Source organism: Sinomonas sp. G460-2 (genome assembly GCF_047759905.1).
Classification (GTDB): domain Bacteria; phylum Actinomycetota; class Actinomycetes; order Actinomycetales; family Micrococcaceae; genus Sinomonas.
This window is the reverse complement of record NZ_JBKZWT010000001.1, coordinates 20,870-47,000: the sequence shown is the minus strand read 5'-3', so window position 1 is coordinate 47,000 and position 26,131 is coordinate 20,870. Positions and strand designations below refer to the sequence as shown.

The window sequence follows — 26,131 nt, the reverse complement described above, 5'->3', positions numbered from 1 at the left end:
CGAGCTGTGCTTCTGCGGATACGGGACGAGGGCCTCCGCCGAGGACGTGCGAGATGTGGCCCGGCGAGACTCCCGCGCGCCGGGCATCGTTGCGAGTGACAGCCATGCCCGGAGCATAGGGCACCTGCCAAAGACGTTATCAAGGACCGTGCCCAGCCTTAACAGCAGAAGGTGCAGATTGGGGGCAGTCCTATGTCGTCCCCTCAGGAGATCGCGATGACGTCCACTGATTCCTTGATACGTCCCTCGTCGAGCTCGATACCGAATCCCGAGCGCGTCGGGAGAGCGATGATGCCGCCCTTCGGGGCCGGGACGTCGATCTCGAAGTAGTGCCGTTCGGGCTCGTGGAGGAAGAGGTATTCGACTCGTGGGCACAGCTCCGGGGACTGGCTCGCGACCACGTGGAGTGCGGCGTGGATGTTGTGGCCGTGCGGGATGACGGAAACGCCGAAAGGCTCGGCCATGGCGCACATCCGCAGGAGGTCGGTCACGCCACCGCACCATTCGGGGTCCACCTGGAGGACGCTGAGCAGGCCGCGCTGGAGGAAGGGCAGGATGTCGTAGCGGTCGTACAGGTGCTCGCCGGCTGCCAGGGGAATGCTCGTGGTGGCGCGGAGCTGGGCGAACGACTCGACGGCGCTGGCGGGGAAGGGCTCCTCGAGCCAGTCAGGGCGGAGCTGCTCGACCCGACTGGCCCAGCGGCGGGCGTAGGCAGGGTCCCAGCTCATGAAGGCGTCGAACATGAGCGCGGATCGATCTCCGACTGTTCCACGGGTGCGTTCGACCAGGGCGACGTTGCGGTCCATTCCTTCGGTGCCCTGTCCGGGGCCGTCGCCGAAGAACCATTTCTGCGCTGTGTAGCCCTCGTCGAGGAGGCGGGCAGCGGTCTCCTCGACCTGGCCTTCGCCGTGGAAGGTGCCGAGGGTGCTGGCGTAGGCCGGGATGTTGGGCCGGCCGGCCCCGCCGAGGAGGCGCCAGACGGGGAGGCCGAGGAGGCGGCCGCGGAGGTCCCATAGTGCGTTGTCGACGGCGCTGATGGCGATCTTGCGGTTGCCGTGGCGGGAGTGGCGGTTCCCGCGCTGGAGCAGTTCCCAGATGAAGTTGCCGCCGAGGGCGTCCTGGCCGAGCAGGGAGGCCGCCATTCCCTCTGCGAGCGGGGCCACGGCTTCCTGGTCGATTGGGCCGTAGCGGCCCGTGACGCCGGCGGTGGTGCCGATCTCGAGGTACAGGGACGTCTTGCGGCGCGGATCGGTGGGGGCAGGCCAGCCTTCAGGTTGGTGGAGCTGGTCGTAGACGCTGACCGGACGGGTCTGGGGAGCGAATCCAGGGTTCGAGGGGTCTGGGGCGAGGATTGCGGAGACTTCGACGAGACGGACTGAGGAGATTTTGGCCTCGATCATGCGGAAACCTTTTCGACGTTCATGGCCTTCGGATCGATCTTGAAGACCTTAGGGAGGATGACGGTGAGAACTGCGGCGAGAATCAGGACGCCGCCCATGATGAAGCTCGGGAGGGTGTAGTCGCCGGTCGCGTCCTTGAGCACTCCGAAGACGGTAGGAGCGACGAAGCCGCCGAGGTTGCCCAGCGAATTGATGAGTGCGAAGGCGGTCGCGGCTGCGGCCCCGGTGAGGAAGTGCCCCGGGATCTGGTAGAACGGGGCGCTCTGAGAGTTCAGACCTATCACAGCGATGCAGAGCGAAGCCAGAATCAGGACAGGCTCGTGTGTGAGGGCAGAAATGCAGATCCCGACAGCACCCAGGATCGCAGGTATGGCGGCGTGCCAGATCCGTTCCCCGGTCTTGTCTGAACGACGTGCCCACCAAATTGCTGGGAGTACGGCGGCCAGATAGGGAATTGCCGAAATGAGCCCAACTTGGAAGGGATCAAGCTTCGTGCCGCCCTTCTGGAAGGCGACAATCATGAGCGGGAGGAAGAAGCCGATTGCGTATTGGCCGAACTTGAGGCAGAAGTAGATCAGAGAGAGCATGAGGACTCTGAGGTCTGCCAGCGAGCGCCAGAAGCCGATGGCCGAGTGCTTCGCCTGAACTTGGGCTTCCTCGGCCGCGATCGCGCCCTCGAGCCAGTTCCGTTCACGGGTCGTGAGCCACTTGGCATCGGCGGGCCGGTCGCGCAGGACGAAGAGGCACACGATGCCGATGACGACTGCGGGGATGCCTTCGAGGACGAACATGGCGCGCCAGGACTCGAAGCCGAAGTAGGTCTTCGGGGTCAGGAGCAGGCCAGTGAGCGGGGATCCGATGATGCCGGAGAGGGTTCCGCCGAGCACGAAGAGCGAGAACATGGTGCCGCGGTACTGCCTCGGAAACCAGAGCGTGAAGTAGAGGATGACGCCAGGATAGAAGCCGGCCTCGGCGACGCCGAGCAGAATGCGCATGACGTACAGGCTGGCCTCGCCGTTCACGAAGCCCGTTGCCGCGGCGACGATGCCCCACGTGATCATGATGCGCGCGATCCATTTCCGGGCGCCGACCCGATACTGCAGGAGATTGCTCGGGACTTCGAATACCGCATATCCCACGAAGAGCAGGCCGGCCGCGAGCCCGAACGCAGCGGTGGTGAGGCCCAGCGATTTATTCATCTGCAGGGCGGCGAGGCTGATATTCGTCTTCTCGAGGGAATTGAAGAAATAGGCGAAGGCGAGAATCGGCACGAGCCGAAGGGCGACCTTCCGAATCGTCCGGCGCTTCTCCTCGCTCGTCAGCTCGTGCACGGCAGCGGCTATGCCTGCCGTTGAATTCCGTATCTCAGTCACGGTCACTCCTTTGTGTGTTCGCCGCCACATCCAAGTGGCTTCGAACTAATGAATACGCTGGTCCGTGACTGGCTGTCAGGTCCCGTCCCGGGGAGCGGGACGGCAGTCAGGCGGTGCGGGCCCGTTGCGCCCGCTTGGGGTTGCCGAGCGAGCTCGTGAGGGCCATCGCGGTGGCCAGAACGGCCGGCGCGTACCGCTTCGCGATGGCCAGCTCGGTGGCGCCGGTGACCGAGATCGCGCCGGTTACCGGGCCTCCGGGGCCGGCGAACACGGGGGCGCTGACGCAGAAGAGGCCGAGGCGGGACTCCTCGACGTCGTACGCGACCCGCTCCATGCGGACGATCTCCAGCTCGCGCCGCAGGGCATCGGGATCGGTGATGGTCCTGGGCGTCTGGGGGTTGAGCTCACCGGAGAGGACGGAGTCCACGAACTCGGGCTCGCTGAACGCGAGGATCGCCTTGCCCAGCGCGGTGGCGTGCATGCGGGCGCGGCCACCGACCCGCGAGTGCGGGACCTTGAGGGTACGGGTCGTGATCTTCTCGATGTAGAGCACCTCGTTGCCCTCGCGGATGGCGAGGTTGCTCGTGAGTTTCGTGACCTCGTTGAGGTTGTGGGCGAACGGCAGCGCCAGCTCGCGGAACGTGTTGGACGAGGGGACGAGGGAGCCGAGCTCGAAGAGCCGAACCCCCAGCGCCAAGCCGTTGACCCGCCGCTCGAGCGCGCCCCAGGCGACCAGGTCAAGGACCAGCCGATGCGCCGTGGACTTCGGGATGCCCGAGCGCCGGGCCATCTCGCTGATGCTCAGCACCTGATCGGGGGAGGTGAAGAGGTCGAGCAGCGCCAGACCCCTCGAGAGTGATGATGCAGAACCAGCGTCCTGCTCTGCGGGACGGGGCATGCGCGGCCTCCTTGCGTGAAGACATGATCGAGCAAGCGTACCGAGGGAGGGCCCGTGAAAACAACGGAAAACCAAACCGCTGCGAATAGCAGCGTGATAAGTCCTGATGAGCTGTATGAAGTTATCCGAGTCGCGCTCACCGTGAACGGCGCCGCCGCCGAAAAAGCAGAAATCCAGGCCGCTAACCTCGTCGAGGGCGAATTGCGGGGCCACGCGTCGCATGGAATCCGCCGCCTGAGGGTTCTCATCGAGCGAATGCGGAAGGGCCTTATCGACCCGAACGTGGAGCCCGACCTGAAATGGATTGCCCCGGCTGTCCTGCGTGTCGATGGAAAGCGCGGATTCGGCCCCGTCGTCGCCCAGCGCGCCATCGACGAGGCCGTCGCACGGGCCGAGGAGACCGGGATAGCCCTAGCCGCCATCTCGAATTCGAGCCACATCGGGATGCTCGCCCCCTACGTCGAATCGATCGCGAAGCGCGGTCAGGCCGCGCTGCTCCTCACCACGAGCGAGGCATTGGTGCACGCTTGGGGAGGCCGCAGGGCGACCGTCGGCACGAACCCCATCGGCATCGGCGTGCCCTCGCAGGGGGAGCCGCTCGTCCTGGACATGTCGACGGCCTCCGTCTCGATGGGCAAGGTCATCGACTACGCAGCGACAGGGCGCGCGTTGCCGGACGGCTGGGCGGTGGATGCCTTCGGGCACCCGACCAGCGACGGGCGGGCAGCGGTCGACGGCGGAGCGATCTCGCCCTTCGGGGGCCCCAAGGGCTACGCGCTCGGCATCGCGCTGGAGGCCTTGGTCGGAGTGCTCACGGCGACGGCCTTCGGCACCCACGTCGTCGGAACGCTCGACACCGAGCTGCCTGCCACCAAGGGCGACCTGCTCATCTGCGTGAGCCTGGAGCGGCTGGGGCTGCAGGGCATGCTCCCGCTGCTGGAACAGTACTTCGACGAGGTGCGGCAGACCGGCGTCGCCGCACCCGTCGACATCCCCGGCGACCGGGCCCGACGCGCCCGCGGCGCCCACCTCACCAACGGCATCCGCGTCGACCGCGAGGTCTGGACGCGGGCTCTGGCCTATGCGGAAGGATCTCTCGCTCATGACTGACATCGCCGATCTCACCCGGTCCTTCGGACTGCTCAGACTCCCCGACTCCATCGCCTTCGGCGACGGATCCCGTGCGGGCATCCCTGCCGCCGTCGCCCGCCTGGGCCGGCGAGCCCTCGTGATCTGCGACCCGTTCCTGGCCTCGACCGGGTATTTCTCGGAACTGCTCGAGGGGCTCGACGCCCTCGGGGTTGCGGCGACCGTGGACTCCCACGTTGTGCCGGAGCTGCCGGTCGCCGAGGTCGAAGCCGCCATCGGGCGGGCCCGCGCGGCGGCGCCTGACGTCGTCGTCGGCTTCGGAGGAGGGAGCGCGCTCGACCTGGCGAAGCTCGTAGCCCTGGGCCTCGCCCACGGCACGCCGCTCAATCGGTTCTACGGAGAGAATCTCGTACCCGGCCCGGTCCTGCCCCTGGTCGCCGTGCCCACGACGTCGGGCACGGGCAGCGAGGTCACCCCTGTGGCCGTCCTCGCCGATCCCGAGCGCGAACTCAAGGTCGGCATCTCCAGCCCCTACCTGATTCCGCGCGCGGCCGTCGTCGACCCCCGGCTCACCCTCGGAGCGCCCCCGTCGGTCACGGCGAGCTCCGGCGCTGACGCCCTGGTCCACGCCATCGAGGCCTACACCGCCCAGCGGCGCCAGCCCGAATGGGCTTCGCAGCTGCCCGTCTTCGTCGGGAGCAACCTGCTCAGCTCGTCCCTCGCGCTCGAGGCGATCAGACTCATCGGCCGATCGCTGCGCCGCGCAGTGCGGGACGGGAGCGATTTCCAGGCCCGCGCCGAGATGTCGTACGCGAGCCTCCTGGCCGGGATGGCGTTCGGGACGGCCGGAACGCACCTCTCCCACGCCATCCAGTACCCGGTCGGCGCGCTGACCCATACGCCGCACGGCCTCGGCACGGGAATGATGCTGCCCTACGTCCTCCGAGCGATCCTGCCGACGGACACCGAAAGGCTTGCCGAAATCGCCGGCGCGCTCGGCGTCGCCAGGGCAAGCGCGGAGGAATCCGCCGACGCCGCGATCAGCGAGATCACGGAGATCATGAGCGACATCGGTCTCCCTCGCGATCTCGCGTCCATGGGCGTCGACGAGGCGGACCTCGACCGCGTCGTCGAGCTCTCGCTCACCGTGCGGCGACTCGTCGCGAACTCCACCCTCGAACCCACTGCCGAGAACCTGCAGAGAATCGTGCACGCCGCCTACACCGGCATGCACCGGGAATTGACCCCCTCCGCCGCTATTGCGAACGAAAGCGAAACACGAGCATGACCTTCATCTCCGACCTCTTCATCAACGGGCGCTGGACGCCGGGTGCCACGGACAGCCGCTTCCCCGTCATCAATCCGGCCGACGGCAGCCTGCTGGCCTCCTTCGCCGCGGCGGACGAGATCGACTGCGACGCCGCCGTCGAGGCCGCAGCCGCCGCGCTGCCCGCGTGGTCGGCCACGCCCCCGCGGGAGCGCGGCGAGATCCTCCGCCGCGCCTTCGAGATCCTCACCGAGGAGAAGGAGCAGCTGGCCGAGACCATCGTCCTGGAGAACGGCAAGTCCTACGCCGACGCGCTCGGCGAGGCGAACTACGCGATCGAGTTCTTCCGCTGGTTCGCCGAGGAAGCCGTCCGCATCCGCGGCGACTTCCGCCTCTCGCCCAGCGGCGACAAGCATATCGTGGTCACGCACCAGCCGATCGGAGTCTCGCTGCTCGTCACGCCGTGGAACTTCCCCGCCGCGATGGCGACGCGCAAGATCGCCCCGGCCCTCGCAGCCGGCTGCACCGTGATCCTCAAGCCCGCCCGCGAAACCCCGCTCACGGCGACCCACGTCGTCGACGCGCTCCGCCGCGCCGGGGTTCCCGACGGCGTCGTCAACCTCGTCACGCCCGTCCCCACAGGCCCGGCGATCGCCCGCATGCTCCACCACCCCGACGTCCGCAAACTCAGCTTCACAGGCTCCACCGAGGTCGGCCGGATCCTGCTGCACGAGGCCGCCGACAATGTGGTCAGCGCGTCGATGGAGCTCGGTGGCAACGCGCCATTCGTCATCCTTCCAGGCGCTGACCTGGACGCGGCAGTGGACGGCGCCCTCGTGGCGAAGATGCGCAACGGCGGCTCAGCCTGCACCGCCGCCAACCGCTTCTACGTCCACTCTTCCCTCGCCGAGGACTTCGCGCACCGCATGGCCACCGAGCTCGAGGAGTGGAGCGTCGGCCCGGGCATCGACCGCGAGAACAAGCTAGGCGCCCTCGTCTCGGTCCACGAGCGGGACAAAGTCGCCGAGCTCGTGGATGCGGCCGTCGCCGCCGGAGCGTTCGTGGTCACCGGCGGCAACTCCTCCGAGCACGGGGCCTTCTACTCGCCCACCGTGCTTTCAGGGGTGTCCCACGAGAGCCCGATCGCCCGCACCGAGATCTTCGGCCCGGTCACCTCCGTCATCGAATACGACGACGTCGACGACGCCGTCCGGATGGCGAACGACACCATCTACGGGCTCATCGCCTACGTGTACGGCGAATCCGCCCCAGCCCTCGCCGTCGCGCAGCGGCTGGACGCCGGAATGGTCGCCGTCAACCGGGCCGTCCTCAGCGACCCAGCCGCGCCGTTCGGCGGCATGAAGCAGAGCGGCCTCGGCCGCGAAGGCAGCTCGGAGGGAATCCTCGAATTCCTCGAAGAGAAGTACATCGGAATCGACCTCTGAGCAGGAGAAGACCATGCAGCTCATGCGCCTTGGCCGCCCAGGCGGCGAAAAGCCTGCCGTCCGGATCAGCGACACCCAGTACGTCGACGTCTCCGACGTCGTCCAGGACTTCAACGAGGCATTCTTCGGCGGCAACGGGCTCTCGTCACTTGCCGGCCTCGTCGAGGAGCGGGTCGCCGCAGGGAGGACGACGGCGTTCGACGGCGAGCGGATCGGCGCGCCCATCGCGCGCCCCCACCAGATCCTGTGCATCGGCCTGAACTACAGCGACCACGCCGCCGAGACCGGAAACCCCGTGCCCGAGGAGCCCATCCTCTTCATGAAATCCCCGAACACACTCGTCGGCCCGAACGACGATGTCCGCATTCCCCGCGGCTCGACGAAGACCGACTGGGAGGTCGAACTCGGCATCGTCATCGGCAAGCGCACCTCCTATCTCGATTCAGTCGAGGAGGCCGAGGACGTGATCGCCGGCTTCGTCCTCGTCAACGACGTGAGCGAGCGCACGTTCCAGATGGAACGCGGCGGCCAATGGTCCAAGGGCAAATCCGCCGAGACGTTCAATCCGTGCGGCCCCTGGCTGGCGACGCCCGACGAAATTCCCGACGTCAACAATCTGGAGATGTGGCTGGACCTGAACGGCGTCCGGCGTCAGAAGGGCTCGACGTCCACCATGGTCTTCGACCCCTATTTCCTCGTGCACCACCTGAGCCAATTCATGGTCCTCGAGCCAGGCGACCTCATCAACACCGGCACCCCGCCCGGCGTCGGCATGGGCCACAACCCGCCGATCTGGCTTCAGCCCGGGGACACCATGGAGCTCGGCGTCAGCGGTCTGGGAACCCAGCGGCAGGAGGTCATCGCCCCACGCTGAGACGCTTGCCGCCGTCCATCCGGGATCGGCTCGCGGTCCACAACCCCGGGCCGGCACTGCTCTTCGGCGGATCGCGATGGCGACGAGGGCACACGGTTTGTACGCGAATTGGCCTCTGGACGCTTGTCCCGAGGTCCGGAAGAGCGCGCTGCATGGCGCCCCAGACCGAGCGTTCCATGACCGGGTGAGCCGCATCACCTCACACCATTCTCTGCCGCGGCTTCGGTGGAAGGTTCGGGATTCTCCACAGAGTGGGTTTCCCCCTATTCGGCCGCCGATGACGTGAGCAGCGTAGGCACGCCCTCTCGGGTAGGGGCCAGAGCGGTTGATGATCGGACCACGAGCTCGGGCTGCCGCAGGGGATGGTCCTCAGGGTCGATGGGTTCGCCGAGGAGGGCCATCATGCCCGCGGCTGCGGCTTGCCCTCGGTTGAAGCTATGCCTGTCGACCGTGGTCAGCGGAGGCTCGAGCCATTCGCCCATCGGGGTGCCGCCGTAGCCGACGATCGAGAGGTCCCTAGGGATGTTCAGACCCATGGATTTGGCCTGCCTCATTCCGCCGATGGCCATGGTGTCGGTTTCGAAGACGAGCGCTGTGGGCGGGGTGTCCTGGGCCATGAGGCGCCTTGTGGCCTCCGCGGCTGTGGCAGGGGAGTGGTCGGCCGTGAAGGTGGCGGCCGGCGTCAGCCCCGCGGCCTCGACGCTTCGGCCGAAGGCTTCCCGTCGAAGCAGGGGCAGGTACAACGTGGGCGGGCCGCCCACGTAGGCGATCCGTCGATGCCCCAGATCAAGCAGGTGCTGCACGGTTTCGGCGACTCCGGCGTGGGGAGGACTGGAGTCGACGTGCGGGATCGGATCCTCGTTCCACGGCGTGCCGATCAGGAATGCGGGCATGTGAAGCGAGCGCAGCAGCTCGAAGCGTGGGTCGCCCACTTCGGTGTTGGCGAGGATGAGACCGTCAACCCGGCGGGCCGTAACAAGTCGTCGATAGAACTCGACCTGCTCCTGAGAGGCGCGGTCGAAAAGGTAGAGCAACAGGCCCCATTCCCGAGGGGCGAGCACTGTCTCGATGCCCGAGAGCAGCAGCGAATCGGTCATGTCAAGGTCGAGCGTGGCGCGCGGCCGGTTGAGGACCAGTCCGATCGCCTTGGTCTTCGACTGCCGCAGGGCGACTGCGGCCGGGCTCGGGGTCCAGTTGAGCTTCTCGGCAGCCTCTCTAATCCGCGCGGCCGTGGCCGGGGAGATGCTTCCAGTACTATTGAAGACCTTTGACACCGCGGCCGGCGAAACTCCCGCCAAAGCCGCGACATCGGCAATTGTCACGCGTCCGGCTGAACGAGCCATTCACCCCCCCTTCATTAAAGATGCCATTTCGTGGGCAGGATCCTGAACAGAATTCCTGCAGCATGACCGGTTCCGATTATAGGTCGACGGATCGGCGTAGGTCTTCTTCGGTGGAACCGTAAAGTCGGTCCCGATTGGCCAGCAGGAGGTCGATCGCGACTCTGATGAGGGTGTTGTCTGTGATGCGAGCTCCGCCCGGCACCTTCGCCCGCTGGATCCGCCTTGCCAGTGTCCCCAGATCATCCAACTGGTCTGGCCGGAGCCGCGCCTCCTTGCGTTCGTAGTCTGCAAAGGTCATGTCGCCACAGCTCCTTCTCCCCGTCTCCGTCCAGCCCGATCCACACTCGCGAAGGAGCTTACGGTTCGGCAATCGATACACACTGCCTAGACAGCTGATTTTTCGGGGCTGATGTTCCTCTAAGTATTTCGTTACACTAAGATCCTGTCAAGGCTCTCCCGGAATCCCGGATGGGGGCTGCCCATGCGCCTCCCCGGCGCCAACGCGCCCGTGCTTGCACGCAGCCTTGCGCGAGCACGAAAGAAGACGCCCCTATCGCGCACGAATTCCGGACTTCCGAACTTCGGTATTCCGGTTATTTCGGATATTCCATCGGATTACGGAGTGCAGAAGAATTTTTCCGATAACGGTAGCCAATTGGCTCATTTGGGTGCAGAATCTGTAGCTATCCCCACGTCAACCAATGAAGGAGGACGGAATGAGCTCGAAACCTGTCGGAACTTCCAACTACGCCGGTGTAGTTGACGAGACCAAATCACACTGGGGCAATTTGATTGCCGCTACTGCAGCCCTGAGCGCCGACGGTTTCGACCTGGTGATCATGACGTATCTGCTGCCGTTCGTTCAGAAGGAGTTCGGCCTTGACCTCGGCACGGCTTCCCTGCTTCTGCTTGCCACCACGTGCACGAGATGGGTCGGCGCCCTGCTGTTCGGATCCCTCGCGAGCCGGTTCGGGCGCAAGCCGATCCTCATCGCCGCCGTGGCCACCTGCGGCGTCTTCACCCTTCTGAGCGGGCTCTCGCCGAACTTCGCGACGATCCTGATCATCCGGCTGCTGTTCGGGTTCGGCGTCGGCGGTGTCTATGCAACTGCCGGCGCCCTGATCCGGGAATCGGCGGCGAAGCGCGGCGGCCTCTTCTCCGGGATCATGATCCTCGGCTGGTTCGGCGGCGCCGCGCTCTCACCTGTGTTCTACTACCTCTTCCTCCCCACCTGGGGCTGGCGGGGCGTGTTCGTCACGGAATCCGCCGTCCTCCTGCTCATCCCGTACCTGATCTTCGCACTCAAGGAATCCGAAGTCTGGAAGGCCGCGAGAGCCGGAATCCGGGCATCCGGGGCGCCGGGCTCCGCGCAGGCGCAGGGGAAGAAGGGGCGCAGCTTCCTGGCCATCTTCGGCCGCAGATTCATCGGCACCACGGTCCTGATCGCCGTCTTGGAGTACGGGAACTTCTTCGCCCAGTCCTCAGGCAGCCTGCTGCCGACCTACCTGCACAACATCCATCTCAGCGTCGGCGAGATTGCGCTGATCGGATCCGTCAGCGGCTTCGCGGCCATGCCGGGTTCATTGCTCGGCGGATGGCTCTGCGACAAGCTGGGCCGGCGCCGGACCTTCATCACCCTGTTCTGCCTGCTCCTGGTCCCCGTCGCCGTCACGTTCACCGTCCCGAACTTCGCAGTCATCCTCGTCTCGTGGATCTGCTTCGGGTTCGTCAACGGAGCGCTCGGAGCATCGCTCGCGGTGTTCGAGACCGAGCAGTACCCGACAGACCTGCGATCGCCGGGCTACGGATTCGCGCACAACTTCGGAGCACTCGCCGGGGCCTTCGGCACGACCTTCGCGGCCTTCCTCTCCGCCACGATGGGCCTCTCGGTAGCCCTGATCGGGCTGACCGGCCTCGGCGTCGTCCTGGGCATCGGGTCGATGTTCTTCTTCAAGGAGACCGCGGGCCGATCCCTCCTCGCCGACGATGCCGTCGGCATTCCCCTCGGCGAAGGCCGCCCGGACCTGGAGGCAACTGTCGCCGGTGGCCCCCCGACCGACGGCTGATAGTCACGCAGCCCATCGCACAGACGTGCCTCTGACGCAGTCCCGCGTCATAACTGAAAGGAAACGCATTCATGACCGCGCAACCCTGGTACAGGACAAGCCGCAGATGGGGCCAGACCAATCTTGTGGAGATCGACCCCGACCGCTACGACGACGCGTGGTGGCGGGAATACTGGCGGCGGACCCGGATCGACGGAGTGATCGTGAACGCCGGGGGCATCGTCGCCTACTACCCGTCCCAGTTCGACCTGCACCACCGGGCCGCAGGCATCAGCGACGACAACGACCTATACGGCCGCATCGTCGCGTCGGCCCGTGATGAAGGACTCTCGGTCATCGCGCGGATGGACTCGAACCGCGTCGCAGAGGACTTCTTCACGGCGCACCCGGAATGGATGGCCCGAGATGCCGACGGCGAGCCGTATACGACAGAAGACAAATGGATCACGTGCGTCAACAGCGACTACTACAACGACTACCTGCTCGAAGTGCTCGCCGAGATCACCCGACGCTCCTCGCCCGACGGCTTCGCCGACAACAGCTGGGCCGGACTGCCGAGGGACAAGATCTGCTACTGCGACAACTGCCAGCGCGGCTTCCGCACCGCTACCGGCAGCCAGCTGCCGGCCCGCACGGACTGGGACGACAAGGACTACCGGAGCTGGGTGCGCTGGAACTACGACCGGCGGGTCGAAATCTGGCGCCGGAACAACGAGGCGACCACCGCAGCCGGCGGGGAGCACTGCATCTGGATGGGGATGCTCAGCGGCAGCCAGACGCACGCGGCCGAACGGTTCAACGACCAGCGGCGCATCCTGCGCGGCTCGCCCTTCGCGATGCTCGACCACCAGTTCCGGTGGCCGGGGGAGGGCTTCCACCAGAACGCCGAGGCCGGCAAGCGCGTGCACGAACTCGTCGGCTGGGACGCGGTGATGCCGGAGAGCATGCCGATGTACAGCCTCGGAATGCCCGCGTTCCGCCTCGCAGCGATGCCCCAGGCAGAGGCGCAGCTCTGGTCCGCCAACGGCTTCGCCGCTGGGATCCAGCCCTGGTGGCACCACATCGGCTCCTTCCACGAGGACCGGCGCCAGTACGAGACGGCACCGCCCATCTTCCAGTGGCACCAGGAGAACGAGGACGTGCTCTTCGACCGCACCCCCCTGGCCGACGTCGGGGTCGTCTGGTCATCGGACAACCACGACTTCTTCGGCCGCGAGTCCGTCGAGGCCAGGACGGCGAGCCCCTACCGGGGCGCCGTCACAGCGCTCGTCGAGGCGGGACTGACCTACGTGCCTGTGCACGCGGACGACGTCCGCGCAGCGATCGGACGCTTCGCCGTGCTCCTGCTGCCGAACGTCGGCGCGCTCAGCGACGACCAGCTCGCTGCGGTCCGCGAGTTCCACGCCCAGGGAGGCTCAGTCGTTGCCACCGGCGAGACCTCCCTGTACGACGAGGACGGCGTGCCACGGGAAGACTACGGACTCTCCGACATCATCGGAGTGTCACTTGGATCGGGCGACCACGGCGACTGGAAGGGCGCTGACCTTAACTTCGAGACGGCCCGGAGCCACACATACCTCCGCCTCCACCCTGCCCGGAACTCGGCTAGGGGAGCGGTCGACCGGGACGAGCTGGCCGTGCCGCCGCGGCACCCGGCACTTGCCGGCTTCGATGACACGGACATCGTCTCCTTCGGCGGCTACCTGCGCGAATCGGCGGTCCTGCCCGGGTTCGAGGCCCTGGCCACCTTCGTCCCCCGATTCCCCATCTATCCGCCCGAGACAGCGTGGATGCGCACATCGGACAGTGGCATCCCAGCACTCGTCATCGGCGAATCGGACGGCCGCCGGACCGCGATGGTACTGGCCGACCTCGACCGCCTTGCCGATCGCAACCAGCTGCCCGACGCCCGGTCCCTGCTCGCCGGCATTGTCCGCTGGGCCATCGGAGACGCATCACTGGTCTCGGCCACGACACCGGGGGCTGTTGCAGTCAACGCCTACGCCCAGAAGGACAGGACCATCGTGCACCTGACCAACACCATCGCCACCTCGACCATCGCGGCACGCCAGGACCGCGTCCACCCCGTGGGTCCGGCCGTTGTCCGGATCGCCAAGCCAACGCCCTCCAGCACGGCATCCGCCATCCGGCTCCGCGTCCACGGCGCCGACACGCCGGCAGAAGACCTCGGGGGCGCAATCAGCGTCACGGTCAGCTCCATCGATGCCCACGAGGTACTGGTCGTCGACTGGAACTGAAGCGCATGAGGTGAGCAAACAAAAGGTGGGGACCTCCGAAGTCAAGGCGGGCGACCAGCCCAGTGACGAGGAGGTCCTCATCCCCCCCACGGACTCATCAGTCCAGGGCGACGGCACAAAGGCGAAAAGGTGTGGAATGAGGATAGCCCGGGCACAGATCGGCAACGACGTATGTTTCGGCCACGTCACAGACAGCTCAAGGGAACTCCAGTTCCACGTTCTCGACGGGGACCCCCTCCACGACGGTCCTTCGGTTGCCAGGACTGGGAGAGAACTCCCCATTTCGATGGTCCGCCTTCTCGCTCCCGTGGCCAGGCCCACAAAGATTGTGGGCTTCGGCAAGAACTTCACCGGAGCTCCCCGCGTGAGCTCATGGCGGGAGGGAGCTCCCGTCACATTCCTCAAACCGCCGTCCGCCGTCATCGGGCCGGGCGAACCGATCATCCTCCCAAGCGGCGCCCGCCAAGTTGAGTTGGAGGCTGAGCTCGCGGTCGTCATCGGCACCCGGACACACCGAATCGAGGATAGTGACGCGTTGGACCGAGTGTTTGGCTACACCGTCGTCAACGACGTCACCGCGCGACTACATGAGCGATGGTCATTGGACGCGGCCCAAAGGCTACGACACGTTCTGCCCCGTCGGGCCGTGGATCGAAACGCAGCTGGATCCCCGAGATGTCGTTCTGCGCGGCGTCGTGGACGGGGCGGTAGTCCAAGACGGAACAACGGCCGAGATGGTCATCGATGTGGCCGGACTGATCGCCTACGCAGCCGACATCTTCACCCTCGAGCCAGGGGACCTGATCCTGACGGGAAGCCCCCCAGGCCGGACAACCCTGGCCGCCGGCCAAACGGTCACGGTCTCGGCGGAGGGCATCGGCGAAATGACCAACCCCGTGCAGGGGGCCAGATGACGCTAACTCTGCACACACCGCAAGGAGAACCATGAGCCTCGCCTGGGCCGACGACAAGACCATCAACGTGCGGGTCGAAACCCGAAACGAGATGGACCGCACGCTCGACGAGGGCGTCGCAGCCCTCCGCCAGCTCTCCATCGCCACGCAAGGACCCGGAATCCTCGTCACCCGCCGCTCACCCTCGGAGTTCACCATCGAACTCCACGACAGCATCCCCCACGGCACCACCTGCGAGAAGCAGGTCTGGGTCGGCGTCCCCTGGAAAGCTGACAGCACTCCCACCTCCTCAGCTACCCGATGACACAAAGACCAGCCGGGAAGCCAACGCGGCCCGCCTTCACGAGAGGGACTCGGGTGCTCCCTCGACGATCGGCGGCCGAGAACCAGCCCCGAAGAGCCCGAGCAGCCCGTCCTTCGTGGCTGGCTCGGGACAGGGACACCCGGCGCAACGCCCTTCGAACCACCTGCTCAATGCCCCGAACTGCGTTGGCCAGATAGTGTCGCCCGGCGGCAGCGGGGCCAACATCGTCGACACGGCGCAGGGACCCGTGAGCAGGCCAGTCCACGCCTGAGGCGCCTGCTCGCGGCGCTCCGAGCGCTGCGGTGCTTTCGGTTGTGCCGATGCAGCGGAGCTACGAGGCTCCCGGGTTCCCCCTCACGTTCTCCAGCTCGCCCAGGAGCGATTCGGCGGCTCGCAGCGCCGAGGCGTCGGCGTCGAGCTGTACCCTGAGCACGCGCAGCATGCTCCGGGGCTCGGCGGCGGCCTTGGGGCCGATGAAGTGGCCGCCTTGGGGCCCGCGGGTGGTCACGACCGCGCCGGAAGCCTTCAAAGGCTCCAGTGCCTGCTAGACGGCGCCGTTGGAGGTCCGTCGAAGCGGCGGCGGAGCTCGCCCATGGTGGGCATCCGGTCGCCCTCTACGCCCGCATTGATGAGCGCCTCGACGCGGTCACGGATCCGGCGACTGTACCACCATCCAAACCGCCACGCGTCTTGCATTCGAGGGAAAGCGCATTCCCGAGTCGTGTCAGATGCGACAGGCCCTTGCTGCTCACCTTACCGTGGAGGAGGCGGTGGTGACGGTTTCGATGCGGGTGATGAGCGCGGGGGACGGGTACAGGTACCTGCTGCGCACGGTGGCCGCTGCCGACGGGGACAGGTCGCTGTCGACCCCTCTGACCCGGTACTACGCCGAGGCGGGGACCCCGCCGGGCCGTTGGCTCGGCAGCGGCCTGCTGCCCGCCCTGGGCGCGGGGCAGCTTCGTGCCGGCGACGAGGTCTCAGAGCCTCAGCTCCAGCTGCTGGTCGGGATGGGCCGGGACCCGATCACCGGTGAGCCCCTGGGCCGGGCCTATCCCGAGTACCGGCCCGCTTCGGAGCGGGTCGCCGGGCGAGTGCGAGGGCTCGACCCTGAACTGGGTCCTGCCGGGCGGGCAGACGCCATCGCCGCGATCGAGTCGGAAGAGGCCGCGCGCGGCACGCGCAGGGCGGTTGCGGGGTTCGACTACACGTTCTCGATCCCGAAGTCCGCGAGCGTTTTGTGGGCGGTGGCCGATGCGGGGACGCAGGCGCTGATCGCGGGCGCGCATCATGCTGCGGTTGCGGAGATGGTTGCGTTCCTCGAGCGTGAGGTTGCAGCGACCCGGATCGGTGCAACCGGGGCCGATGGGGCGGTTGCGCAGGTCGACGTGAGCGGGGTGGTCGCGACCGCCTTCGACCACTACGACTCGCGGGCGGGCGATCCGCACCTGCACACCCATGTGGTGATCTCGAACAAGGTGAAGACCGCCCAGGACGGGAGGTGGCGGTCGCTGGATGGGAGGCCGATGCACGCCGCGACCGTGGCGCTCTCGGAGCTGCACGAGGCGGTCTTCGCCGACCACCTGACCCGCGCGTTCGGCCTCGGCTGGGAGCAGCGCGAGATGGGCCGCGACCGCAACCCCGCGTGGGCCATCAGCGCGGTTCCCGAGGGGCTGGTGGCGGAGTTCTCCACCCGCTCCCGCCATATCGAGGCGGAGAAGGACCGGCTGATCGAGGAATACGTCCAGCGCCATGGACGACAGCCCTCGACCGCGACGATCCTGAAGCTCCGCGCCCAGGCAAGCCTGGCCACGCGGCCGGAGAAGGAAGTCCGCTCGCTCGCGGACCTCACCGCGGACTGGCGCCGCCGTGCCGGCGGCATGCTGGGGGAGGACGCCACGGCATGGGCTCGCCAGGTCACGGAGAACGGGCCGGCGGTGCTGTTGCGCGCGGACGACATCCCGCTGGACATGGTCGCCAGCCTCGGCCGCACCGTGGTCGAGGCGGTCGGTGAGAAGCGATCCACATGGCGACGGTGGAACCTGGTCGCCGAGGCCGCACGGCAGACGATGGGCTACCGGTTCGCCAGCACGCAGGACCGCGAGGCCGTCGTCGGGCTCGTCGTGGACGCGGCCGAGGCCGCGTCGCTGCGGCTGACCCCGCCGGAGCTCGCGACCAGCCCGGCACTGTTCCGCCGCCCGGACGGGTCCAGTGTCTTCCGGCCGAAGCACTCGACCGTGTTCTCCTCCGAGCACCTGCTGGCCGCCGAAGACCGGCTGCTCGAACGCTCCCGCAACACTGCCGGGCCCACGGTCCCGCTCGCCACGCTAGAGAAGATTGCCGCCGGGCCCGACAGGGAGGCCCGTGTGCTCGGCGAGGATCAGGCCGCCGCCCTGGCCGCGGTCGCGGCATCCGGCCGCGTCGTCGATGTCCTCGTCGGGCCGGCCGGGGCGGGCAAGACCATGGCGATGAACGCCCTGCGCCGGGCCTGGGAGTCAGAATACGGCAAGGGCTCCGTGGTCGGGCTCGCCCCGTCGGCGGCCGCAGCGCAGGTACTGGCGGACGAGGTCGGGATCGGGACAGAGAACACGGCGAAGTGGTGGAGCAGCCACGAGCTCCACGGCAGCACGTTCGAGGCGGGGCAGCTGGTCATCGTCGATGAAGCCTCCCTTGCCGGCACCCTGTCCCTGGACCGGATCACCCGAGTCGCCGCCGACGCCGGGGCGAAGGTCCTGCTCGTCGGCGACTACGCGCAGCTCCAGTCCGTGGACGCCGGCGGAGCGTTCAGCCTCCTGGTCTCCGACCGCGCCGATGCCCCCGAGCTCCTCGATGTCCACCGGTTCACCCACGAGTGGGAGAAGACCGCCTCCCTGGCGCTGCGGTCCGGGCGCATCGAGGCGATCGACACGTACAGCGACCACGGCCGGATTGCCGGGGGAGAGGTCGAGCAGATGAGCGAGGCCGCCTACACGGCCTGGCGGGCCGACCGCGCGAATGGCCGGGTGTCGGTCCTGATCGCCGAGTCCCGCGAACAGGTGACCGCGTTGAACCACCGGGCCCGCGCCGACCTCATCCTCGACGGCGTCCTCGCACCCGGGCGCGAGGTCGAACTGAACGACGGCACGCAAGCAGGGCTCGGTGACACGGTCATCACCCGCCGCAACGACCGGCGGCTGCGCAACGGCAGGGACTGGGCCCGCAACGGAGACTGCTGGACGATCACCGCGGTCCGCGGGGACGGCTCCATCACCGTCCGCAGGGCCGCGCGCCGGTTCGGCGGCTCGATCGTGCTGCCTGCCGCGTACGTGGCCGAGCACGTCGATCTCGGGTACGCGGTCACGGCCCACCGGGCGCAGGGCATCACGACCGACACCGCCCACGTGCTGGTGGAGCCGACGTCGACGCGGGAGAACCTCTACGTCGCCATGACCCGCGGACGCGAAGCGAACCAGGCATACGTGGTGCTGAACAGGCCCGACGACCACACCGCACCCCACCCGTCCGACAACCCCGAGGCCACCGCACGGAGCGTCCTGTACGGGGTGCTCCAGCACGCCGGAGCCGAACTCTCCGCTCACGAGGCCATCACCGCCGAGCAGGAGGCGTGGGGCTCGATCGGCCGGCTCGCCGCCGAGTACGAGACCATCGCCCAAGCCGCCCAACACGACCGCTGGGCCCGCCTCATCCGCACCAGCGGCCTCAGGGCCGACCAGGCCGAGGCCGTCATCGACTCCGACGCCTTCGGTGCCCTCACAGCCGAACTGCGGCAGGCCGAGGCCAACCACCACGACCTCGATACGCTCCTGCCGCGCCTCGTCCAGGCTCGCGGATTCGACGATGCCGACGACATCGCCTCCGTCATCCACCACCGCCTCGCAAGCTCTACCGCGCGTCCCGCCGGCTCCGGGCGCACCCGCAAACCGCCGCGTCTGATCGCCGGCCTCATCCCGCACGCCGACGGACCGATGAGCCAGGACATGCGCGATGCCCTCGAAGAGCGCCGCCGACTCATCGCAGCCCGAGCCGAGGCCGTCCTCGACACCGCCCTGCAGGACAACGAGCCCTGGACACGGACGCTCGGGGCGATGCCGAAGGACGCGCACGGTCAGCGACTGTGGCGTCAGCGTGCACGGGTCGTAGCGGCCTACCGGGATCGCTACGCCATCGCCGACACCACGCCGCTTGGCACCCCACCGGCTTCGACCGCGCAGAGGATCGACCGCGCCCGCGCCGAATCCGCACTCCGAGCACTGACCAACCCGCACGACCAAGGCCAGGAACGGCGAACCACGCAGCACCTCACCCGCGAACTCAGGCTATAGGCGCCGACCGCGGACACGACAGCGGGCGCCTCGCACCGCTTCGGATACCGGACCCGGGGGAAGGAAGTATCTAAATGAAGCGAGTCCGGGCATTCCTGAACGGTGTCGGGCGGCGAGCGAACTCCGGCCCCAGCGCCGTCCGCCCGGCTCCACGCTACGGTGCGCGGTTCATCAAGTCCTCCACATCCACAGCACCGGTGACGATACGCGCGGCGCCATTGCGCAGCAGCGCATGAGGGCCCGCGCTGGTCACCGAGGTCACCGGGCCAGGAACCGCTGCCGCGTCGGCGTCGACCCCGGCGGCAACTCGCTCACCAGAAGACCGACATCCGCAATCCCCTCCAGATGCTCACGGTGCCCGTTCGGATAGGGCCGGTCGACGCCACCGGCGATTACCGCGATCGTGTCCCCGCGGACTGCCACGGTTGCGCCGTGAGCGGCCCCTTCGATCCCGTAAGCCCCACCGGCCAACACCACGCGCCCAGTGCCGCCGAGCTCGGGAGGTCCTCGGCGACGCGCTCCCCATAGGAAGTCGCAGCTCTGGACCCGGTGATCGTCACGAAATCCGCCAACGGTCGAGCGAGGAATGAGGCCGCGCCACGTGCCCACAGCGGCCGGACCCTGCTTAGGCGCGTTTGAGAGACTGGGCGCATGAGTGAACCGTGGCGCCCGTTCGGGGTCGAAGACGATGAGGTAGATGCATACGACGCTCTGGTCGACGGCGTTCCTGAATGGATGCACTCGTCGTTCTGGTCGTGGGTCTTCACAGCCTTCCACGTCCCTCTCGACGCCCAGCAAGCTTACGAGAGCGGGCAAGATTTCGGGTTCGACCGTGACCGGCTCATGCGGTTCGAGCGGAGGTGCCGCGTGCGCGTTGGCTTTGTTGCTGACCCCAACGTAGGCAAGGAGCTCGCAAACATGCAGAGAGCTCTCGAGCGTAAGGGACTCGAACTCACTCTCGCCGACTTCCTCATCGCCGAGGGCCATCCGTCACGTGCCGAGTCATTGGAGACGATCCTGCATGAGGCCGGCTCGATGTGGAAGGTCGGTACACGTGCCGGCAAGCCTGGTCTCGTACGCCGTGTGCCCGAAGCAGTCCAGGATGCGGCCGATCGAGCGATGGCATCATCCGGTCACGCCGGGAAGCGCCTTGCTGAAGCATGGTCAGCGACATTCGGCATGCGCCCGGACCCTTCCAAGGCCTACGCTCTCTCAGTCAAAGCGGTAGAGGACGCGGCCATTCCACTCGTATGCCCCACGGCTGGCAACCCCACGCTAGGCACCGTCATCAGGCAGATGCGAGACCAGAAGAACTGGTCCCTTCCGATGCAGCGTGACGATCCGGACGTGACGAGCGGCTCCGCCTTATTCGGAATCATGAAGATGCTGTGGGCTGGGCATGCCGATCGGCACGGCGGCCACGAAGCTCAGCGGCTCGACATCACCCAGGAAGAAGCCGAGATTGCGGTGATGGCCGCAGTAATACTCGTGCAGTGGTTCACGTCAGGGGCGGTGTCTCGCCGGTCGATGAGGCGCCTCGATGCATAGGTCACATGCCTCACGAACCCTTGGCATCGGTGCACAATTGGTAAACCCATACAACTGTGAGGCATCAAGCCAAAGCTGTGGATCGCGCCCTTGCATATCGTTCGTGCCGTCGCACGAAGTCACTCGCGAGCGGCGGCACGGCCGGCCAGCACATCGGCCAGGGAATTCGTCGGTCTGTGACAAGTGGACTCCTTGGGTGATGTGATCAGAGCGTGACACGGATATTGGAGGGGGCTGACGGCATCGTCGCCGTGGTCGTGATCGGTGCTCTCGTTGTCGGGGGAGGGACCGATGAGCACTTCGTGCCCTAGTAGCTCAGCGGATAGAGCGCCTACCTGATACGTAGTTTGAGGTCGTGGGTTCGAATCCCGCCTAGGCTTCCTGGCCCGGATCGATGGCCAGGGGCCAGATTCATTGGGTCGGACAAACCGGGGCTGGCGCGTGGGGTAGTTTGCCGGAAGCGACCGGGCGGGTGTGAGCCGGCGTACGGCTCTTTCAGGTCGTCGCGGATTTGCTCGGGTTTGGGGCCGAGGAAAATTCTCGAGACCTATGAAACGTCTTGAAGCGCGCTGGGTCCGACGCTGGTGCCCCCTATTGCTGTGTTGTAGCCGATGATGTCTTGAGTCCGAGCGTCCCACGAGGCCAGTTAGTAGCCAAGGTGGAGGCAGGAGAGCTCCGTGACCTCGGTGGGGTTCGGGTGGTCCTGGAAATGGTCGAAGGAGAAGTCCCAGCACCGTTCCGGTCGCCTCGACCACGGCGTTCGTTGGTCCTCGGCGCGCAGGAAGGCCTCGACGTGGCGGGTGATCTCGCCTTCGGGGATTGTCCTTACCGTGTGCTTCCGGTGTCTCCGTCCAAGGCGCGTCGCTGGGCGGGCCATGAGCTGAGGGACTGGAAGTATTCGGTTGCTTCTGCTTCCTCGGTGAACTCGAGGAGGTTGCCGACCTTGCAGGCCAGGACCTCGCGTACTTCGGCAGGTGTGGCGAAGAAGAACTCCTTCCTTGGGTTGGCCTGGTTGAGGGCGCGGTCCGCGAAATGCCGGTGGAGTTCGGTCTCGAGGGTGACGGCGTCCTCTGAGAAGTAGATGGTGTGGATGTCGAACCGGAACGGGACGGAAGCCCCGCTGAGCTCGCTGACCCGCTCGGCGGGTTCGAGCCGGCGCGTGAGCCCGATCTTCACGACCCCCTTGCCGAAGGCGCCTCGATTGGAGATGACGTAGACGTAGCCGGCGCGGATATTGGCCGCCCGGTAGTCGTTCTCCGCGATGGCCTGGTCGATGTCGGCAAGCCGCTGGACGAGGTCGGGGTTCGTGGTCCCGGCGACGGTGAGGGCTTCGAGGGTCTGCACGAGCAGAGCACGTTCCTTGTCGAGCCGTGCGCGTTCCTCGGCGAGCTCCTTCTCCACGCGCCGCTCCTCGCGCAGGCGGGCCCGCTCTTCGCGTTCGTGCTCCTTCTCCTCCTGCTTCATCATGAGCCAGTCGGCTGTGAGCTCGATCTCCTCGAGGCGCAGGGCGTGGTACGCGTCGCCGATGCGCATCTGCATCATCGCCCCCAGCCGGGCGATCGCGGTCCGCGAGGCTTCGAGCCTCCGCTTGGCGGTCTGGACATTGCCGGCCTTGAGCGTCCGTATGCTGCTGTCGGCCTCTGCGTTGTAGGCGCGGAGCATCAGCTTGGCCAGATCGTCGGACATCTTCCGTCCCTTGGCCAGGGAGTTGTCGAACGCGAACATGTTCGACTTCTCGATCGCGTGGCGGTCGCGGATGAGGGCCGCGAGCCGGGCCTCGATGCCGTTGAGGCGAGGGAGGTACGCGGCGGCGTTCTCGAGGGGATGGTGGTAACGGTAGATGCCGACCTCTTGGAGCACCTTCTGGTCATCGAGCTGCACCATGGCGTCGGAGGCCGACGCGTCAGCGAGCAGCTGGCGGAGCCTGTCGTTCTCGGCCTCGAGCGCTCTCAGCCTTTCCAGCCGGACCCCGTCCCCCGCGAGCCCGTCGTGGTCGGGCTCTGTGCCCTTCAGAACCGACTCGGCGCTTTGGTCTCCGCGATCCTGCACGACCGAGGGGCCGTCCCCGGGGACGGTGTCTTCCCCTGCGTCTTCGTCGGGGAGCCAGAGCTGCCATCCGGGCGGGGGAGCGGGCCAGGAGCTTGGCGGCTTCCATTCGGCCGGGGGCTTCCATCCTGCCGGTGCGGGCGGCCATCCGGGGGGAGGATTGAAGCGCGATCCCTCGGGGCTCATGAGCGGCGGACGCCGGCCGGGTCGACCGCGGCCAGCGACGAGGGATTCTTCGACACCGCCGCGCCGAGGTGCTGGAGGGTAGCCGCGGGGACGACCCCGGAGAGGTCGAATTCCAGGAACTTCTGGCGGGGCGCGGTCACGGCGACCAGGGGGATGAAGGTGTCCCGCCCTGTCGCGGGGTCTTTGGTCTGGGGCCCGACCTGCAGGGAGACCGCCTGGATGATCCCTTGGCGGTCGGATTCGAAGATCTCGTGCAGGGACCTGATGGCCACCTGATGCAGAGCGCCAGCGTAGCGGTCGTTCGCCTCCTTCTTCGACAGCTGGGTCTCAGTAATCTCGTCGCTGGCCTTGACATATCGGTAGGCCTTCACGGTGCGGAGCTCCTCCGGGGCGGGCACGACCACGCTCAGCTTCAGCTCGGCGGTCTCCGGATCGAACTGAGCCTCGTGCCGGACCTTGAAGTGCTCGGGGTAGGCCGAGTTCGCCAGGACGATGCCAACGTACTCCTCGACCGCGTCCACGGCGCCATAGGCGAGGCCGGCTGCGAGGTCGTCGATCGCGGTGTTGTGCTCGACGACCTCCTTCTCTCGCTCCTTGCAGTCAGTCTCGTACCGGGCGATCTCGGCCTTGAGCTGCCGGAGCCGCTCCTCCTCGAAGGCAGCGTGGGTTGCCTTGAGCGAGGCCTCCCTTGCGGGGATCGAATCCCGGTATGCGGTCCACTCCTGCATGGCCTGCTGGTACTCGGCCTCGGCCTGCTGTCGCGCGGCCTCAAGCTTCTTCTTCCGGCCGAACAGCCCGGTCGGGGGCATCGGCTCCCGGAAGACAGGAGGCGGGGGCACTTCGATCGGGGCAGGGCCAGGGTTCTGGCGCTCCAGGTCGGGGCGCGGGAACGGTGGGTGCTGTACGGTCCGCTTCAGGGACTGCAGGTCGACCCAGTCGTCAGACTCCAGAGTGGCGGCGAGGATGCCATCGACTTCGGCGTACTCGTTGTTCAGGATTTCGTTGACCCTCTCGACCTCTGCCTGTTGGGCCTCAACGTGGGCGGCGCGGGCCTCCTTCTCGAGCCGCTTGCTCTCCGCCTCGGACGCACGCTCAGCCGCAGCGGCCGCGCGCACGGAAGCGGCATACGCCCTCTCCGCTCTGGCCTGAGCTGCAGCAGCAGCCCGCTGGGCCGCATTCGCCCGCTGCTGGGCCAACCGCTGCTGACGCTGAAACTCTGCAAGGAACCCCCGACGCCGCGACACTCTAACCTCCACCTCATACGAAAACCCGACCAGAGTTCACTCTAGAACGGGACATTCTCGAAACGATGGAGGCTGCCTGTTCCATCGATCGTCTATTCCATCGCCTAGAACCGCCATGTATATGCGAGGAATATCGTGGCTTTGTGACGGTGTCCGATTTGGCCCGGTCTGCGGCCGCGTCTTCTCTCGTGCCGGCAAGTGTCCCACCCGTCTGGACGGGATGCGTGGCCTCAATGAAGGGAACGGGGAACTACTCGGCAACAGCGAGAGCCGGGCTGCTGCGGAAGACAGAGCAGGAGACGCCGACACGATGCAGAGCGCACCCGGCGTCTCGCGCAGAGGCCTCATGCCGAGATCTTCGAGGGGCGGCTCGCCACTGATACCCCTCTGCATCGTCTCACGGCAGGCCAGGAGCAGGGCTTGGGATTTTCCCAACTTGACCAGTTACTATTGAGTGCATGGACAGCATTGGTGCGCGTGTGTCTGCCCTGATTCCCGAGGATCGCACTCAGAAGTCCGTCGCGTCCGAGATCGGCATGGCTCCGGATGCCTTTTCGCGCGCCCTACGCGGGGAGAGGGGGTTCGCGGCGATCGAGCTGGCGAAGCTTGCCGATCTGCTCGATGCTGACCTGCACTATCTGATCACGGGAGAACCGGACCCTGCGCGCGCAGTCTTCGTAGCCCGGCATGACTATGATCCCGCAACCGGACGTCGTACGGTTCCCGGCGCTGACGGGGACAGACAGGGGCTGTCTTACGTCGACCTCGCCTACCGGCAGGCCGACCTGACTGGTCTGGCCCCGTCGATCATTCCCTCCTCTGTCGAGGACGCGCGCGAGCGACTGGGCGGCGTTGACTTCGTTCGTCCGTTCATCGACCGTCTTGAGGCGCTCGGCATCGATGTCGTCAGGCTGCCGGGCCTCTCCACGGCGTACTCGCTGCTGCGGTTCGGCCGCGCGGTCATCGTGATCCAGGGGAGCGGGAACTGGTTCCGGGAGAATTGGAGCCTTGCCCACGAACTGGGCCACCTCGTGCTGGGCCACTCCGATCCGGGACCGGACACGGCTGTGAAGGACCAGAACGAGCGCAACGCCAACGCCTTCGCCGCCGAATTGCTTCTGCCAGCTGAGCGCATGCGGTCCCTCGATTGGCTGACGGTGGCCCCGGCCGAGCTTGCGGGCAGGGTCTGGGATTTCGGCGTGTCGACAGACGCCCTTGCCAAGAGGCTGAACAGCCTCCGCATCACCGCGTCGCCCGTTGTGGGGGAATGGGCTTCGGAGACCACCCAGAAGCTGCTGCGCCGCCACTGGGTCCCGACCGAGGACGGCGACCCGATCACCCGTCGAATGGACGCCGCGTCGGCGAGGCGGTTCCCCCTGGCGCTTCAGGACGCCCACCTTTCCCTCATAGCCCAGGGCAGGGTCCGCAAGGACACCCTTGCATGGATGCTCGGCGTCGAAGCCGACAGCCTCGAAGTGGACGAGCCCGCGCCGAAACCGACGATGTCAGCCGACGAGCTGTCCGCCGCGCTGGGCCTCTGAGCGGCAGGCCGCCCTC

The 26,131-nt window shown here is 67.0% G+C and carries 19 protein-coding genes, 1 tRNA gene and 1 pseudogene; 12 read left to right on the top strand and 9 right to left on the bottom strand.

What is annotated here, in order from left to right:
• Positions 1-203 precede the first annotated feature (203 nt).
• The 3 genes from ACLN58_RS00200 to ACLN58_RS00190 all read right to left on the bottom strand — a co-directional run bounded on the left by ACLN58_RS00200 (position 204) and on the right by ACLN58_RS00190 (position 3,671).
• Entirely contained in the window at positions 204-1,400 is a 1,197-nt protein-coding gene (locus tag ACLN58_RS00200) for an enolase C-terminal domain-like protein (RefSeq protein WP_415853251.1), read from the bottom strand.
• Entirely contained in the window at positions 1,397-2,773 is a 1,377-nt protein-coding gene (locus tag ACLN58_RS00195) for an MFS transporter (RefSeq protein ID WP_415853250.1), read from the bottom strand. Before ACLN58_RS00195 ends, ACLN58_RS00200 begins: the two co-directional genes overlap by 4 nt.
• A gap of 106 nt (positions 2,774-2,879) precedes the next feature.
• Complete coding sequence (locus tag ACLN58_RS00190) at positions 2,880-3,671, bottom strand: IclR family transcriptional regulator (protein ID WP_415853249.1); 792 nt, start codon at positions 3,669-3,671, stop codon at positions 2,880-2,882.
• Between the two features lie 93 nt (positions 3,672-3,764).
• On the opposite strand from ACLN58_RS00190, the gene ACLN58_RS00185 reads away from it, so the two are divergent.
• The 4 genes from ACLN58_RS00185 to ACLN58_RS00170 are packed head-to-tail and all read left to right on the top strand — an operon-like array spanning position 3,765 to position 8,346.
• Positions 3,765-4,781, top strand: a complete 1,017-nt coding sequence (locus tag ACLN58_RS00185; protein WP_415853248.1) for an Ldh family oxidoreductase — start codon at positions 3,765-3,767, stop codon at positions 4,779-4,781.
• On the top strand, positions 4,774-6,048 hold the full coding sequence (locus ACLN58_RS00180) for an iron-containing alcohol dehydrogenase (protein ID WP_415853247.1): 1,275 nt from the start codon (positions 4,774-4,776) through the stop codon (positions 6,046-6,048). The genes ACLN58_RS00185 and ACLN58_RS00180 overlap by 8 nt, the downstream gene beginning before the upstream one ends.
• Positions 6,045-7,472, top strand: a complete 1,428-nt coding sequence (locus ACLN58_RS00175; RefSeq protein ID WP_415853246.1) for an NAD-dependent succinate-semialdehyde dehydrogenase — start codon at positions 6,045-6,047, stop codon at positions 7,470-7,472. Before ACLN58_RS00180 ends, ACLN58_RS00175 begins: the two co-directional genes overlap by 4 nt.
• 13 nt (positions 7,473-7,485) lie before the next feature.
• A complete protein-coding gene (locus ACLN58_RS00170; RefSeq protein WP_415853245.1) occupies positions 7,486-8,346 on the top strand; it encodes a fumarylacetoacetate hydrolase family protein in 861 nt (286 codons plus the stop codon).
• Between the two features lie 263 nt (positions 8,347-8,609).
• On the opposite strand, the gene ACLN58_RS00165 is transcribed toward ACLN58_RS00170, so the two are convergent.
• Both ACLN58_RS00165 and ACLN58_RS00160 read right to left on the bottom strand, forming a co-directional pair.
• Positions 8,610-9,668 carry a LacI family DNA-binding transcriptional regulator gene (locus ACLN58_RS00165; RefSeq protein WP_415853244.1) on the bottom strand — a complete coding sequence of 353 codons (1,059 nt, stop codon included), beginning with the start codon at positions 9,666-9,668 and terminating at the stop codon, positions 8,610-8,612.
• A gap of 97 nt (positions 9,669-9,765) precedes the next feature.
• Positions 9,766-9,987, bottom strand: a complete 222-nt coding sequence (locus ACLN58_RS00160) for a hypothetical protein (RefSeq protein ID WP_415853243.1) — start codon at positions 9,985-9,987, stop codon at positions 9,766-9,768.
• A gap of 418 nt (positions 9,988-10,405) precedes the next feature.
• Here ACLN58_RS00160 and ACLN58_RS00155 point away from each other — a divergent pair, with 418 nt between their 5' ends.
• From ACLN58_RS00155 to ACLN58_RS00140, 4 genes and pseudogenes are all read left to right on the top strand, one after another.
• The gene (locus tag ACLN58_RS00155; protein ID WP_415853242.1) at positions 10,406-11,755 is read left to right on the top strand and encodes an MFS transporter; all 1,350 of its coding nucleotides are present in this window, start codon (positions 10,406-10,408) and stop codon (positions 11,753-11,755) included.
• Between the two features lie 71 nt (positions 11,756-11,826).
• Entirely contained in the window at positions 11,827-14,013 is a 2,187-nt protein-coding gene (locus ACLN58_RS00150; protein WP_415853241.1) for an alpha-amylase family protein, read from the top strand.
• Positions 13,979-14,927, top strand: a pseudogene (locus ACLN58_RS00145) (fumarylacetoacetate hydrolase family protein). Before ACLN58_RS00150 ends, ACLN58_RS00145 begins: the two are co-directional and overlap by 35 nt.
• A gap of 31 nt (positions 14,928-14,958) precedes the next feature.
• Entirely contained in the window at positions 14,959-15,231 is a 273-nt protein-coding gene (locus ACLN58_RS00140; RefSeq protein ID WP_415853240.1) for a hypothetical protein, read from the top strand.
• Between the two features lie 331 nt (positions 15,232-15,562).
• Here ACLN58_RS00140 and ACLN58_RS00135 read toward each other — a convergent pair whose 3' ends face one another.
• Positions 15,563-15,739, bottom strand: a complete 177-nt coding sequence (locus ACLN58_RS00135; protein WP_415853239.1) for a hypothetical protein — start codon at positions 15,737-15,739, stop codon at positions 15,563-15,565.
• 277 nt (positions 15,740-16,016) lie between these two features.
• On the opposite strand from ACLN58_RS00135, the gene mobF reads away from it, so the two are divergent.
• Positions 16,017-19,550 carry a MobF family relaxase gene (gene mobF, locus ACLN58_RS00130; protein WP_415853291.1) on the top strand — a complete coding sequence of 1,178 codons (3,534 nt, stop codon included), beginning with the start codon at positions 16,017-16,019 and terminating at the stop codon, positions 19,548-19,550.
• A 258-nt stretch (positions 19,551-19,808) separates the two neighbouring features.
• Here the strand turns inward: mobF and ACLN58_RS00125 are convergent, their stop codons facing one another.
• Positions 19,809-20,024, bottom strand: coding sequence for a DNA-processing protein DprA (locus ACLN58_RS00125; RefSeq protein ID WP_415853290.1), 216 nt, complete (start codon positions 20,022-20,024; stop codon positions 19,809-19,811).
• Between the two features lie 177 nt (positions 20,025-20,201).
• On the opposite strand from ACLN58_RS00125, the gene ACLN58_RS00120 reads away from it, so the two are divergent.
• On the top strand, positions 20,202-21,098 hold the full coding sequence (locus tag ACLN58_RS00120) for a hypothetical protein (protein WP_415853238.1): 897 nt from the start codon (positions 20,202-20,204) through the stop codon (positions 21,096-21,098).
• Between the two features lie 304 nt (positions 21,099-21,402).
• Positions 21,403-21,477, top strand: a tRNA-Ile gene (locus ACLN58_RS00115).
• 446 nt (positions 21,478-21,923) lie between these two features.
• Here the strand turns inward: ACLN58_RS00115 and ACLN58_RS00110 are convergent.
• A complete protein-coding gene (locus tag ACLN58_RS00110; protein WP_415853237.1) occupies positions 21,924-23,147 on the bottom strand; it encodes a DUF4041 domain-containing protein in 1,224 nt (407 codons plus the stop codon).
• Between the two features lie 179 nt (positions 23,148-23,326).
• Complete coding sequence (locus tag ACLN58_RS00105; protein ID WP_415853236.1) at positions 23,327-24,445, bottom strand: hypothetical protein; 1,119 nt, start codon at positions 24,443-24,445, stop codon at positions 23,327-23,329.
• Between the two features lie 587 nt (positions 24,446-25,032).
• Here ACLN58_RS00105 and ACLN58_RS00100 point away from each other — a divergent pair.
• A complete protein-coding gene (locus ACLN58_RS00100) occupies positions 25,033-26,115 on the top strand; it encodes a helix-turn-helix domain-containing protein (RefSeq protein ID WP_415853235.1) in 1,083 nt (360 codons plus the stop codon).
• Positions 26,116-26,131: the final 16 nt, after the last annotated feature.